The 13,420-nt window shown below is 39.1% G+C and carries 12 protein-coding genes and 5 tRNA genes; 8 read left to right on the forward strand and 9 right to left on the reverse strand.

The genetic code is table 11. From position 1 onward, the window contains the following. Window positions 1–124 precede the first annotated feature (124 nt). From VIR50_RS07355 to VIR50_RS07365, 3 genes are read right to left on the reverse strand one after another with little or no spacing between them, the layout of a single operon-like run. Entirely contained in the window at window positions 125–580 is a 456-nt protein-coding gene (locus tag VIR50_RS07355; RefSeq protein WP_331934482.1) for a DUF4293 domain-containing protein, read from the reverse strand. A 5-nt stretch (window positions 581–585) separates the two neighbouring features. After that, window positions 586–918: a DNA-directed RNA polymerase subunit omega gene (locus VIR50_RS07360; RefSeq protein WP_331934483.1), complete on the reverse strand. Its 333-nt coding sequence runs from the start codon at window positions 916–918 to the stop codon at window positions 586–588. Window positions 919–950: 32 nt separating this feature from the next. Beyond that, window positions 951–1,796, reverse strand: a complete 846-nt coding sequence (locus tag VIR50_RS07365) for an outer membrane protein assembly factor BamD (protein ID WP_331934484.1) — start codon at window positions 1,794–1,796, stop codon at window positions 951–953. Between the two features lie 144 nt (window positions 1,797–1,940). Here VIR50_RS07365 and uvrB point away from each other — a divergent pair, with 144 nt between their 5' ends. The 8 genes from uvrB to VIR50_RS07405 all read left to right on the forward strand — a co-directional run bounded on the left by uvrB (window position 1,941) and on the right by VIR50_RS07405 (window position 9,294). Further along, window positions 1,941–3,974 carry an excinuclease ABC subunit UvrB gene (gene uvrB / locus VIR50_RS07370; RefSeq protein ID WP_331934485.1) on the forward strand — a complete coding sequence of 678 codons (2,034 nt, stop codon included), beginning with the start codon at window positions 1,941–1,943 and terminating at the stop codon, window positions 3,972–3,974. A 141-nt stretch (window positions 3,975–4,115) separates the two neighbouring features. Then, window positions 4,116–4,922 (forward strand): DUF4468 domain-containing protein, encoded by an 807-nt coding sequence (locus VIR50_RS07375; RefSeq protein WP_331934486.1) that lies wholly within the window; start codon window positions 4,116–4,118, stop codon window positions 4,920–4,922. A 2-nt stretch (window positions 4,923–4,924) separates the two neighbouring features. Then, complete coding sequence (locus tag VIR50_RS07380; RefSeq protein WP_331934487.1) at window positions 4,925–5,182, forward strand: mechanosensitive ion channel protein MscS; 258 nt, start codon at window positions 4,925–4,927, stop codon at window positions 5,180–5,182. 3 nt (window positions 5,183–5,185) lie between these two features. Continuing rightward, on the forward strand, window positions 5,186–7,498 hold the full coding sequence (locus VIR50_RS07385; RefSeq protein ID WP_331934488.1) for a putative porin: 2,313 nt from the start codon (window positions 5,186–5,188) through the stop codon (window positions 7,496–7,498). Between the two features lie 4 nt (window positions 7,499–7,502). Next, window positions 7,503–8,432, forward strand: a complete 930-nt coding sequence (gene menA / locus VIR50_RS07390) for a 1,4-dihydroxy-2-naphthoate octaprenyltransferase (protein ID WP_331934489.1) — start codon at window positions 7,503–7,505, stop codon at window positions 8,430–8,432. Window positions 8,433–8,443: 11 nt separating this feature from the next. Then, window positions 8,444–9,079, forward strand: coding sequence for an HD domain-containing protein (locus tag VIR50_RS07395; RefSeq protein WP_331934490.1), 636 nt, complete (start codon window positions 8,444–8,446; stop codon window positions 9,077–9,079). 39 nt (window positions 9,080–9,118) lie between these two features. Then, window positions 9,119–9,194: transfer RNA gene (locus tag VIR50_RS07400), tRNA-Thr, on the forward strand. A 27-nt stretch (window positions 9,195–9,221) separates the two neighbouring features. After that, a tRNA-Gly gene (locus tag VIR50_RS07405) sits at window positions 9,222–9,294 on the forward strand. 70 nt (window positions 9,295–9,364) lie between these two features. On the opposite strand, the gene VIR50_RS07410 is transcribed toward VIR50_RS07405, so the two are convergent. The 6 genes from VIR50_RS07410 to VIR50_RS07435 all read right to left on the reverse strand — a co-directional run bounded on the left by VIR50_RS07410 (window position 9,365) and on the right by VIR50_RS07435 (window position 13,290). Further along, window positions 9,365–10,306 carry a hypothetical protein gene (locus VIR50_RS07410; RefSeq protein ID WP_331934491.1) on the reverse strand — a complete coding sequence of 314 codons (942 nt, stop codon included), beginning with the start codon at window positions 10,304–10,306 and terminating at the stop codon, window positions 9,365–9,367. Between the two features lie 112 nt (window positions 10,307–10,418). Then, window positions 10,419–10,491 (reverse strand) — tRNA-Lys (locus VIR50_RS07415). Window positions 10,492–10,514: 23 nt separating this feature from the next. Continuing rightward, window positions 10,515–10,587, reverse strand: a tRNA-Lys gene (locus VIR50_RS07420). Between the two features lie 20 nt (window positions 10,588–10,607). After that, a tRNA-Lys gene (locus VIR50_RS07425) sits at window positions 10,608–10,680 on the reverse strand. 236 nt (window positions 10,681–10,916) lie between these two features. After that, the gene (locus VIR50_RS07430) at window positions 10,917–12,200 is read right to left on the reverse strand and encodes a hypothetical protein (protein ID WP_331934492.1); all 1,284 of its coding nucleotides are present in this window, start codon (window positions 12,198–12,200) and stop codon (window positions 10,917–10,919) included. A 31-nt stretch (window positions 12,201–12,231) separates the two neighbouring features. After that, complete coding sequence (locus tag VIR50_RS07435) at window positions 12,232–13,290, reverse strand: mannose-1-phosphate guanylyltransferase (RefSeq protein ID WP_331934493.1); 1,059 nt, start codon at window positions 13,288–13,290, stop codon at window positions 12,232–12,234. Window positions 13,291–13,420 lie beyond the last annotated feature (130 nt).

The following is a 13,420-nucleotide window of genomic DNA, read 5'->3' on the forward strand; positions in this document are numbered from 1 at the left end:
AGCGGTAAAAGAAACAGTCTAAAATGATTCACGGATAACCCAAAATCATAATATTCTATCCGCACATAAAAAGGGAAAACAACTAAAATAAAAATCTATACAATCAATAAAGAGTATGGATAGACTATCTGATTCTATCCATACTCTTTACTAATTTCTCATCGGCAAGCACTCCCCGACGGGCCATCACCGTGAAAATCAAAGCCAATAGTGGCATACATACACCTATATTCGCTTTAAAATTGCCGGAAGCCATCATTTGGCTTGCCACTACAAATGCAAAATACGCGCACCATACGACATATATACAGATGTTCATTAAGCAAAGTTTCGCCTGAAACATACGCTTACGAAACTGAAATATCGCATACACAGCGAGTAAAACACTTGTGGCCAAGAGCACAAAAAGAGGACTTGCTATAAAATTAATGGCTCCTTGCGGATTCTTTATACCAATATTATAAAGAACTGCGGGCAAGCCCATCCCCTCGGGAATCTGTTTCCCTAAAGGGATAAAAAGACAAGCCAAGCTAAGTATTGCCGCAAGGAAGAGATACAGAGTTTGTTTGCGCTGAATCATTCCTATTAATTTTCTTCTACGTCCTTAGCAGGATCACGCCAATAAATATTACCGTCAATAAACTCTTGTGTTGCCAAAAGAGTTGGTTTGGGCAGCTTCTCATAATAGCGTGAAATCTCGATTTGCTCACGGTTTTCAAACACTTCTTCCAAAGAATCGTTGTACGAAGCAAATTCTGCAAGTTTTTTGTTAAGGTCCTGCTTAATCTCAAGCGAAATCTGATTACTGCGCTTCGCGATGATGGCAACACTCTCATAAATGTTCCCGGTATCTTCGCAAAGATCCATAATATTACGCGTAACGGTGTTTACCTGAGCTTTAGACTTTTTATAATCCATAATTATATTTTGTTTATTAATTTATCGTTTAACTACTCCACCGGAGCACTTTGCTCCCCTGTCACACTTTTGCAACGGGCAATATACTTCTCGGCAGTACTCCGCAACTTTGAGTCAGGATATTGATTGATAAATCCGTAGCACTCATCTTCCGCGTCCTGATAGCGTTGCAGTTTCTTTTCCTCCACGCTCTGGCGGGCCAATTCGTACTTACTTTTCATGATAAGCGCCGAAAATTCCTCACGTTTATCTGTAAATGGATAATCCTTCAACGCGTTTTGAGCCGTCACGATGCAAGCCTCAAAATTGTTACCACCCTCAGTACAGTTACCGAAGTAAGGCCCCAAGTCGTAATAAAGCCGAGCGGTATAGAGTTCTTTGTCAACTAATTTCTCTTGTAACTCGAACAAATGCTGCTGGGCTTCCTTCTTCAACTTCGCATCAGGATAAGCGTCAAGGTATTCTTGATAAGCTGCGATAGCGCTAACTGTCTGCGATTGGTCCAAACGAGGTTCAGGAGTACTTAGGTAAAGGCTATGTCCTTCGTAGAAACGAGCCATTTCTGCATACACGCCCCTTGGGTAAGACTGGTAATAGCGCTTGAAAGTTTGGGCGGCTGTTTCGTAATCACGGTTAAAGTAATTAGCCATAGCCAGCATATAAAGACTTTCTTGAGCGTTTTCAGTACCCTTCTGAACAGTAATTAATTCTGATAAAAGCGTAATCGCATTGGTATATTTGCCTTTTACAAAACATTCTTTCGCAAACTCATAACGGTAGTTGTTATCAGAGGACTTATAGACCTGATTAAACTCATGTGCACAACTACACAATAAGAAAACACTAAATGTGAGTGAAAAAATTGTTGTTTTCTTCATCTATATTTACAATTTTGAGTTGCAAAGTTAATTATATTTCGATGATTTACAAAGCTTAATAACTATTTTTTAGTAAAAACGGAATCCTTATTTACATAAATATATGGTTTTTTAGTAATTTTGCAACACACAAGACTTATAGAAATGAATTTTAAACTGACCTCAAAGTTTTCTCCCACGGGTGACCAGCCACAAGCCATTGAGCAATTAACCCAAGGCATAGAGAACGGCGATTTCGCACAAGTTCTACTCGGTGTTACCGGTTCGGGAAAGACTTATACGGTGGCAAATGTAATCGCGAATGTCAATAAACCGACGCTGATATTGAGCCACAACAAGACTTTGGCAGCTCAGCTATATCAGGAAATGAAGAACTTTTTTCCCGAAAACGCTGTTGAATACTACGTCTCATATTACGATTATTACCAGCCCGAAGCCTATCTGCCGGCCACAGATGTTTACATAGAAAAAGATTTGGCTATCAACGATGAAATCGACAAATTACGATTGGGTGCCGTTTCAGCTTTACTCTCCGGGCGCAAAGACGTTATTGTGGTTTCGTCCGTCTCCTGCATTTACGGTATGGGCGGTCCCGTCGCTATGCAATCCAGTGTTATCGGCATAAAAAAAGGCCAAATCATCGACCGTAACGTCTTTCTCAGACGATTGGTCGACGCCTTATATACACGTAACGACATAGAGTTGAAACGTGGCAACTTCCGTGTCAAGGGGGACACGGTAGACATATTCATGGCGTATAGCGACCACATTCTTAGAGTGACATGGTGGGACGACGAAATAGATACGATAGAGGAACTTGACGCTATAACATTCCATAGGATTGCCACGTTCAATGAATATAAGATATATCCGGCTAACTTATTCGTAACCTCAAAAGAGCAAACAAACGAAGCCATACGTCATATTCAAGATGATTTAACAAGACAAGTAGATTACTTTAACGAAATTCATGATCCTATTAAAGCTCAAAGGATTAAAGAGCGTGTAGAGTACGACATGGAAATGATTAAAGAACTCGGGCATTGCTCCGGAATAGAGAACTACTCCCGATACTTCGATGGCCGACAAGCCGGCGACCGTCCCTACTGTTTGCTTGACTTCTTCCCTAAAGATTTTTTGGTGGTTATTGATGAAAGTCATGTAAGCGTACCCCAAATCAGCGCCATGTATGGTGGAGACAGGGCACGCAAACAGAATTTGGTAGAATATGGTTTCCGACTCCCGGCCGCTTTCGACAACAGACCACTCAAGTTTGACGAGTTCCATAGTCTCATCAATCAAATCATATATGTCAGTGCAACCCCCGCAGATTACGAATTGAACGAGGCTGAAGGAGTAGTCGTAGAGCAGATTATACGTCCTACCGGTTTACTCGACCCGGAAATAGAAGTCAGGCCCAGCGAGAATCAGATTGACGACTTATTGGATGAAATCATCACTCGTAATGAGAAAGGAGAAAGAACACTCGTCACGACATTGACCAAGCGAATGGCCGAGGAACTCACTGAATATTTACTCAATCATAATATCAAAGCCAATTACATACACAGTGACGTCGCTACTTTGGACCGAGTGAAGATTATGAATGACCTTAGAGCCGGATTGTTTGATGTTCTCGTGGGAGTCAATCTTCTAAGGGAAGGCCTTGATTTGCCGGAAGTATCACTTGTAGCTATCCTCGATGCTGACAAAGAAGGTTTCCTAAGATCACACCGAAGTTTGACACAGACAGCCGGAAGAGCGGCCCGAAATGTCAATGGAAAAGTGATTATGTATGCTGATTCCATCACTGAAAGCATGCAAAAAACCATTGACGAGACCGCACGGCGACGCATCATACAAATGCAATATAACGAAACTCACGGTCTGAAACCCAAGCAAATCGTTAAAGCCGTTAGCAACACATTACCTACAAGCAAGAGCGACGAGGTTATACCGATGGTTAACAAGCCGACTAAGCAGGTGTATATGGAACCCGAATTCGGAACTTTTGCCGCTGATCCCATCATTAAGCGGATGACACGCCCTGAGCTTGAAAAGAGTATTGCCAACACAACGGAATTAATGAAAGAGGCTGCCCGTAACCTCGACTTTATCCAAGCAGCGCAGTATCGAGACGAAATAGCGAGATTACAAGAGCAACTCGAATTAAAATAGTCATAGAAACTCCGCTGACAAAAGATTAGGCTCAATAAGCCACTGAAAGGATGTTAAATATTCCAAGATAATCCATAACGAGCCATACGTTAACACTTTTATTTTGTAATTTTGCTCTATACAATAAGAAAAAAAATGATTATGCGTACTGAAAAAATCAACAAACTGTTTACAACCTTATTGTTCGTTGTACTCATGCCTGTATCCATGCACGCTCAAAGCACCAACGGTTCGCTGGAGGAAGCCCAAAAGAAATTAGAAAAGGCTCAAAAAGAACTGGAAAAAGCTAAAAAAGAAATGGAGGAAGCGGCCAAGGCTTCTCAAAGCAAAGAGCAGAAACAATCTAATTCAGCAGGTTGGGTGGTGCCCGTAACTAAAAGCAAAAAAAACAACACGGTTGCCAAATCAACTACAAATAACGCAAAAGATAATAAAAACGACGAGAAATATCACGCCGGCGCCGTTACCACAGACGCTGACGGAAAAGTAAAGTTTGCACTCAAACTCAATATCCCCAATAAAACCGCAAAAGAAATATACGATACCATCTACGAACAACTCTACATGTTGACGGAAGATGAGAACCAATTTGATGAGAGTTCTATTGCCCTCGTAAATCCACAGACAAAGGTTATTGCGGCCAAATATAAAGAATGGCTTGTATTCAATAACAACTTCCTTTCACTTGACCGAGCTATTTTTAACTACACGATCATAGCCCAATGTGAAGATAACAAGCTCAACTTAACACTCGAACGCATCTCCTATGAATACGAAACTGATCGTCCTTCAGGCTTTAAGGCTAAGGCAGAGGAATTAATTACCGACAAGGAAGCGCTCAATAAGAAAGGTAATAAGCTGAATAGGCTTACGGGAAAATTCAGACGTAAGACCATTGATAGGAAAGAGCAAATATTTGAAAATATAAAAAGTGCATTTAAATTATAACAATGACACAGGATACACAAACCAATGATGAAAAAGGCTACGCCATTAAGCCCCGTCATCAGTTGAAGAATAAGAAACAGAAAGCAGATTTATTATTTAAGATACGCAATATATTAAATCTCTTGTTTATTATTATAGCCATCATCGGAGTTTATCTCTATTTGTTCTCAGACAAGGGAGAAACGATGGCTTCCATCATTCTAATCATCGCTGTATCGTTTAAAATCAGCGAAGTTTCATTGCGTATTTTTCATAAATAAAAGATGAAGATAATCACCTCTTTGTTGACATTCTTGGTGTTTGCGTTACCCATAAAGGCGCAAATTGATGACAACGAATTCAATCAAATAGACCCGTCAGGCAATATTACCCGACATAATTCCAATAAACCGGATTCATTGGGCCATGACAAAGAAATACCCAAAGGAATAAAAGTTTGGACTATTGACACTAAATTTGGAGATAGGAAACCAGCTGTTCCTGATACACTTTCCCACATGTTTATGAATACTATATTCACCTCCGGCCTTCGGGGAGAATATAATACTACCGGTAATTTAGGAACTCCGCGCCTAAATAGAATCTTTATTGATAGGAAAGATAATAATCCTTTCATCTTTGCTAACCCACTCGACTTCTTCATTACTCCCTTTGAAGATTTCCATTTCACACAAACTTTGTCGCCATTTACCAATTTAAGTTACAATACCGCCGGTAATCGCACGAATGGTGATGACCATTTTACAGCTAAATTCGGAGTGAATACAGGTAAACGAATTGGTCTCGGCTTTAAATTTGATTATCTCTACGCTAAGGGCTATTATCAAAACCAAAACACATCACACTTCAACTACTCCATGTATGGAAGTTATTTAGGTGATAGGTACCAAGCTCACCTACTCATAGCGTTAAATCATCAGAAATATTCAGAGAACGGTGGTGTGACCAATGATGATTATATCACACACCCCGAGAGCTTTGCAGATAACTATTCTACCAGTGAAATACCAACAGTTTTGGATCAAAACGGGAATAGAAATGACAACCAACGCATTCTCTTCAATCACAAATATAGCATAGGCTTTAATCGAAAAGTCCCGATGACGGAGGAGGAAATCAAGGCTAAGAAATTTGCCATGGCCTCGATGGAAGAGAATAATAAAAAGAAGGAAGACGGGCAACGCCTTGATAGAGGCTCTTCTAAAGACGAAGAAAAGAGATTAGAAGGAAGACCTAAGGACGCTGTTATCGTTGGAGCAGAGCCTCAAATAGGCGTTGCAAACACAGAAAGGACCAAGATAGACAAGGCAATGGCCGATAGTCTTATCCAAGTCCAAAAGGAAAAGGCTCAAGATACGGCATGGCTTAAAAATGAATATGTTCCCGTTACAAGTTTTATCCATACAGCTCGGTTCGATAATTACAAGAGAATATATGTGGCCCAATATACTCCGGCAGATTATTATGCCAACAAGTATGATGTAGAGGAAAAACTTGAACCGGATCAAATTTACGACAAGACAACCCACTATCGTCTTAATAACACATTTGCCATATCCCTTCTTGAGGGCTTCAATAAGTGGGCGAAAGCCGGTTTGAAAGGTTTTGCCTCATGGGATTTAAAGCATTATCAACTACCGGCAAAGGTTGGTACACACACTTATACAGAAAACGACATTAGCGTTGGTGGCCAATTGGCAAAGACCCAAGGCAAATTCCTACACTACCAAGCTATGATTGAAGCAAACGTTGCCGGCCCTAATATCGGCGATTTAAAGATAGATGCCAACGCAGACATCAACCTAAAGTTTTTAGGAGATACCATCACACTTGACGCAAAAGCCTTCATGCACAATGAAAGGCCCAATTTCTATTATAGGCATTACAGCAGTCGTCACTTCCAATGGGATAATGATGATTTGAAAAAAATAACTCATACGCGAATACAAGGCACCTTGAGCTATACCAAAACAAAAACACGACTTCGTGTGGCTGTTGATAATATAAGCAACTATACGTATTTAAGCCGGAGCTATGTTAGCAATGGAGAAGCTCATACAAAAACAAATGTATGGGTGGTTCAAAGCAATAAAAATATCAATCTGCTAACGGCGCAATTGACCCAAGACTTTGCTTTTGGTCCATTAAGATGGGAAAACGTAATTACCTATCAGAAATCCAGCGATCAAAACCAACTTCCGGTGCCAGATTTAAACTTGTATTCTAACCTATACTTCAAGTTCAAGATTGCCAAGGTCTTAAAATGTGATTTTGGAGCAGATGTCAGGTATTTCTCAAATTACTATGCGCCGGACTATAGCCCGGCTCTTGGTCAATTCGCAGTGCAAGCCATTCCTACTACAACAGACGCAAACACTATTGATAATCGTGTAAAGATAGGAAACTATCCTATCGTTAATGTATATGCTAATTTCCACCTCAAACATACACGCTTCTTCGTTATGATGAGCCATATAAACGCCGGTTTGGGCGACAAACGTTATTTCTCATCACCCCATTATCCATTTAATGAAAGAGTATTACGTCTCGGTTTAAGTTGGAATTTCTTTAATTAGCACGATGGTAAATAGTCAAATCAAAACAAATTCACTTACAGCATGGCTGAAAGCAGCCAGACCTAAGACGCTAACCGGTGCAGCTGTTCCTATCATGATAGGAACAGCTCTTGCGTTAAAAAACGAAGGAAGCCAATCCTTCCAACCAATAGCAGCAATGTTATGTTTCTTGTTTGCTTTTATCATGCAAATCGATGCAAATTTCATCAATGACTATTTCGATTTCAAGCATGGCAACGATAAAGAGAATAGATTGGGACCTTTGCGTGCTTGTTCTGAAGGTTGGATAGCTCCTAAATCTATGAAATACGGCATAGGGATAACCACCCTTTTGGCTTGTTTCATAGGCTTGCCACTCGTCTATTTCGGAGGATGGCAAATGATTATTGTAGGACTACTGTGCACAATATTTTGTTTCCTCTACACAACTACCCTATCCTATATGGGACTGGGTGATGTTTTGGTGCTTGTCTTTTTTGGAATAGTCCCTATTTGTGTGACATTTTATGTAGAACTTCATGCCACAACACCTATCACCCTCCAAGTTTTTTTGATGTCATTGGCTTGTGGATTTTTAATCGATACATTATTACTCATCAACAATTTTCGCGATAGAGACAATGATATAGCTTCAGGTAAATACACGTTAATTACCAAAGTAGGCCCCACAACGGGCCTGCTGTTTTATCTATTAGCTGGTTATATTGGTATAAGCCTTGCCATTACGTCTTGTATCTATTCTACAGATAGCCTGCAAAAGATTATCCCCAGCCTACTGCTAATTACTTTCCCATATTCCATTTTTCATACTCTAACATATATGAAAATGAAAAAAATATGGGAAGGGAAAGAGTTAAATATCATCTTAGGAGAAACGGCGCGTAACATGTTTATCTTCGGTCTTACCACATCCTTAGCCATTCTCATTCTATAATATCAGACATTATGCAAGAACAAGTGAATTTGGATCTTATGGAGTTTGTCGAGAAAAACATTCTCCCAAGATATAATGCTTTTGGCCGAAGCCATGGAATGGAACATGTAACTCGCGTTATCAGGAACTCCCTGATACTAGCACGACAAGCCGGAGCCGACATTAACATGGCATATACGATCGCTGCCTACCATGACTTAGGCATGGAGGGCCCAAGAGCCATCCATCATATAACAAGTGGCAAAATACTAATGGCAGATATACGGTTAAAGAAATGGTTTACCACTCAGCAAATTCAATTCATGAAAGAAGCCGTGGAAGACCATCGTGCCAGCAGTAGCCATGCACCACGAAGCATTTATGGTAAAATTGTTGCAGAAGCTGATAGAGATTTAGACCCGGAAATTGTTTTTAAAAGAGCTATTTTATATGGAGCAGAACATTATCCCTCACATTCCAAAGAGCAAATGTGGGAAAGATTCCGCGACCACATGGAAGAAAAATATGCAACCAATGGATATATTCGTCTTTGGATTAGAAATTCCCCAAATGAACACAACCTGACTAAAATAAGGGAAATCATAGCAGACAAGTCCTTATTAAGGGATAAATTCGAAAAAATATATATGCAAGAATTTGGTGTTTAACCAAAAATAATTTACCTTTGCACGAGCAAATAAAACATTGCCGATATGGCTCAGTTGGTAGAGCAATTCATTCGTAATGAATAGGTCCCGGGTTCGAGTCCCGGTATCGGCTCCAAGGTAAAATTCCTACATCTTTTGGTATGCGGTATTAGCTCAGTTGGCAGAGCGTTGGCTTCCCAAGCCGAAGGTCGCGGGTTCGACCCCCGTATACCGCTCACAATTAATAATCAATTGATTATTCTTATCACTTTTAATTCCCTTCTTTTTTCTTCACATAGCATACTGTCAGTTATAAGCATTGCCGAAATATTTTGCTAACAACTGCAGCAATTTACCTTCTGTCAACTCACTTTCAGCCACTGTTAGATAATAATGTCCGTAACTATACGAGTATCGTTCTTCCTCCGTAGGCATATCAGGGACAATACGAACATACACTCTCTCATTAAAATCAAGTACTGTCGAATGTGTAAATAGCCATTTAGCAGTTTTCCTCAACAAAGGTCCATATTGCTCTAACAGCGCTTCCCGAGAAACATTTGTCTTGAAGAAATCAAAACTATAGCCATGATAATGAGTTGATAACTTTGTCACCAATACCTCTCTTTGATAGTATTCCGAGGTTTCAACAGCCCAACTATCCTCTAATTCATAAGTTTTAAAATGCTGAGTTAATGAATCTATCTGCGGAAACAAATGCCTAATCATCTGCGGATTATTACTCTTTACCGCATGACAAGTCTTTTCAAGAATATCAATCAGACTCCCATCTTGTATATCTTTCTTGTCACCCCAATATTGTGCTCCATCATATAAATCAAAGAAAAGATACCATGTTTTGCTTCCAAGTTTATCCCGTACAAAAGAAGAGGAAGCACATACAGAAAATCTTAACAAGGAAGCCAGTTTGCGATAACACAAGCTATCATCACGCATTACATAAGTCCCCGTAGTGTCTTTTACGGATAAAGTTCCATAAGGTTGATAAGTAATCCCCTTTTTCTTTAGGTACAAAGCGTATTTATCTTTATTACCACCCATCACCAAATACTGCTCCGAAGCCCAAGGTTCAAAATATTCCTTTAGAAAAGTAGACAACAGTTCATAATCCTGCTTGTTACATGGAGCAAGTCGGCTTTGTGCGTGTGTTGTTGTTACCATGAACCCAAACAGAACTCCACACAAAATCAAAAACCTCTTGCTGAATAATACTCTTTCTTTTTCCATATTACAAAGATAAGACATTTATCAAATTAAATAAAAAAAATAGTCCCCGAAAGTATTTATATTTACTTCCGAGGACTATTCTAATAGAGATATTTCTCTAATCTTAGCAGTGTACACCCTTAGGGATTCGAACCCTAGACCCACTGATTAAGAGTCAGTTGCTCTACCAACTGAGCTAAGGGTGCTTAAATACATTAATACAAGGGAGTACACCCTTAGGGATTCGAACCCTAGACCCACTGATTAAGAGTCAGTTGCTCTACCAACTGAGCTAAGGGTGCATAATGTATTTAATGTTAGGTACGCCCTTAGGGATTCGAACCCTAGACCCACTGATTAAGAGTCAGTTGCTCTACCAACTGAGCTAAGGGCGCCTACACACTATTAGTTTAGGCTTACCGCCTTTCTGAATAGCGAGTGCAAAGGTAATATTTTTTTATACAACACCAAAATATTTCTTATGTTTTTTATAGGAATTACGCATGATACTTGATGGAATAAAGCCTAAATTGGAGCACAAAAGCTATCCTTCTATCACCTCACTTCTATGGTTTTAAAGCGTAATATGCCACAAAAATATTCTTAACATGTTAGGATTTGCAACTCCACTTTAATGACGAACGACAAACTTTTTGCCATTTTGAATATAGATACCATCACGCAAAGGTTCTCTCACTACTCTTCCCCACAAATCAAAAATACGTTCATCATTAATACACTTCTTATGAACAAGATTTACGGAAGTTGTAGTGTCATGCTTAGGAATCGCATTTAAACTTTCCAATTTGAAAGCTATTTTATTCATCTTTATGGCAGATGAAGCCTTTCTTGTAAAATACCAACGATAGGGCGCTACTTTTATATTACGACTATTGGCTGTTGCATAGAATGCTCCATTATAAAGAATAAAAGCGTTAGAAGTCAATACTTGACCTTTAGAGTCCTTTCCGCTTACATCAACAGACTCTCGATACACACCTTTAAAGGTATAATTTCCGACTGTTTTTTCTATATCCATTCCCTCATAAGCCACTTGAGTAGCTCGGGCTATATACTCATTTGTACTTGTTTTATCGAATTTACCCGTTAATATATAAGGTGTATCAGCTTTTAAATCACGCTTGACTTCATGGAAAGTTAATTCATTCTCGTTTACATCATCTATCTCATAAGCTGTTACTTGATTGCCAAAAACCTTTTTATAATCATAAACATAGAAAGGAGCAATAAAGGTATTATCCGTATCATCTACAAAATTACATTTAAAATGGATATTTGATGTAGCATGAAACTTCGTATCTACTCCCCACCCGCTGACTTTATCAACATATTTCTCGCCATACTCCACATGCAAGATAGTTATATCTTTAGCCGCAGATGTCTTAGAAGAATACAGTCTATACTCATCATCGCTCGTCCTCAAACGAAGGTATTTCCCATCAATCAGTATATCAATCCCCGTCTTACTCTTACTAAAAGTTACAGCACATGACTCGTCATACTCGGTTTTCAACTTAAAAGAACCAAAATTATCTCTACTATTAGCCAAATAAGCTCCATGCTTTTTATCAACCAAAGCGACTCTACCATCGCGTTTTTCAAGCCTGAATAAGTTACTGACAGAAGTTACCAAGAACATCTTATCCATGATATTGTCAACTTTCACGCCATCCTTATAATGACTATACCCTATCAACGAAAGATCATTGCTGCTACCTCTTTCTGCAAAAGCATAATACCTATCTACATTTTTATAAGTAATGAAGTAATCTTCACCCTCATTCATATTATCAATAGAGGTTACCGCTTCATAAGAAGTAGGTTTACCCGCTTGCTGAGCCATAGCCACTATGCTCCAAAAGCAGTACATGACTAAAAAGATTTTGTTTTTCATATAGAGTAATTAAGATTATATTAAAGGATGACTATTCCTCACCCGAGAATTGCTTGATTCGTTGCTCTTCGCTCAACTTGCAAATTAATAGAACTCCATCCTTCTCTGATACGATAAAACCCTCCAAGCCTTGTACGACAACTTTCTTTTCCTGTGTAGCATGAACAATGCAATTATGACTGTCATGAAATTCAATGTCCGAGCCAATAGCACAATTACCATAAAGGTCTTTATGAGACTGCTGCATCAAACTGCCCCATGTACCCAAATCACTCCATCCAAAATTAGCCGGACAAACAAATATTTCTTCAGCTTTTTCCATTATGGCATAATCCACAGAGATATTCTCGCATTCAGGATAAAGCTCATCGATAATCCGCTGTTCATTCTCAGTACCATAGATAGGCAGCAGCCGTTCAAACACTTTAGATACAGAAGGCTGATATACTCGGAAAGCATTGACAATTGTCTCTACGCTCCAAATAAAAATTCCTGCATTCCAAAAATAGTTATTCTGTCGAATATAAGTGGCCGCAGTTTGCAAGTCAGGCTTTTCTTTAAAAGAATCTACTCTGAATATCTCCTTATTCCTTGGAGACCGAGCTGTAAGGTCCGCTTGTATATATCCGTAACCGGTTTCCGGACGATTAGGCTTCATTCCTAAGGTAACGATAGCGTCCGTTTCTGCCGTAAATTTAAGGCAAGACTCTATCACACGCCTAAATTCTACCTCATCTGTAACAATATGATCACTCGGAGTTACGACAACATTCGCATTAGGGTCCTGCGATTTAATCTTCCAACTTACGTAAGCTATGCAAGGAGCAGTATTTCTCCTGCAAGGTTCTAACAGAATATGATCCTCTAAGACTTCCGGTAGCTGTTCTCTTATCAGATTGAAATATTTTTTATTTGTAACAATCCACACATTAGACGGTTCACAAATACCGCTAAATCTTGCAAAAGTCAATTGAAGCAGAGATTTTCCTACACCTAAAATATCAATAAACTGCTTTGGTCTATCTGATGTACTCATTGGCCAAAATCGACTTCCGACGCCACCGGCCATAATTACCAAGTGATTGTTCATATTCTAAAAAATAATAGTTTAGGCCAAAGTTATAAAAAATATATTAACAAACATAATATCAGCTCCATAAAATAACGGAATCGATGTCAAAAACAGATTCCAAGCAAATAAAAGATGATATTCTATAAAA

This window comes from Prevotella sp. (assembly GCF_036570325.1).
Taxonomy (GTDB): Bacteria; Bacteroidota; Bacteroidia; order Bacteroidales; family Bacteroidaceae; genus Prevotella.

Bases quoted from the DNA above. Each gene is read 5' to 3' on its own strand.
- VIR50_RS07385 (WP_331934488.1), top strand. From the start codon at position 5,186: ATGAAGATAATCACCTCTTTGTTGACATTCTTGGTGTTTGCGTTACCC.
- VIR50_RS07365 (WP_331934484.1), bottom strand. From the start codon at position 1,796: ATGAAGAAAACAACAATTTTTTCACTCACATTTAGTGTTTTCTTATTG.
- uvrB (WP_331934485.1), top strand. From the start codon at position 1,941: ATGAATTTTAAACTGACCTCAAAGTTTTCTCCCACGGGTGACCAGCCA.
- VIR50_RS07395 (WP_331934490.1), top strand. From the start codon at position 8,444: ATGCAAGAACAAGTGAATTTGGATCTTATGGAGTTTGTCGAGAAAAAC.
- VIR50_RS07410 (WP_331934491.1), bottom strand. From the start codon at position 10,306: ATGGAAAAAGAAAGAGTATTATTCAGCAAGAGGTTTTTGATTTTGTGT.
- VIR50_RS07375 (WP_331934486.1), top strand. From the start codon at position 4,116: ATGCGTACTGAAAAAATCAACAAACTGTTTACAACCTTATTGTTCGTT.
- VIR50_RS07430 (WP_331934492.1), bottom strand. From the start codon at position 12,200: ATGAAAAACAAAATCTTTTTAGTCATGTACTGCTTTTGGAGCATAGTG.
- VIR50_RS07355 (WP_331934482.1), bottom strand. From the start codon at position 580: ATGATTCAGCGCAAACAAACTCTGTATCTCTTCCTTGCGGCAATACTT.
- VIR50_RS07435 (WP_331934493.1), bottom strand. From the start codon at position 13,290: ATGAACAATCACTTGGTAATTATGGCCGGTGGCGTCGGAAGTCGATTT.
- menA (WP_331934489.1), top strand. From the start codon at position 7,503: ATGGTAAATAGTCAAATCAAAACAAATTCACTTACAGCATGGCTGAAA.
- VIR50_RS07380 (WP_331934487.1), top strand. From the start codon at position 4,925: ATGACACAGGATACACAAACCAATGATGAAAAAGGCTACGCCATTAAG.
- VIR50_RS07360 (WP_331934483.1), bottom strand. From the start codon at position 918: ATGGATTATAAAAAGTCTAAAGCTCAGGTAAACACCGTTACGCGTAAT.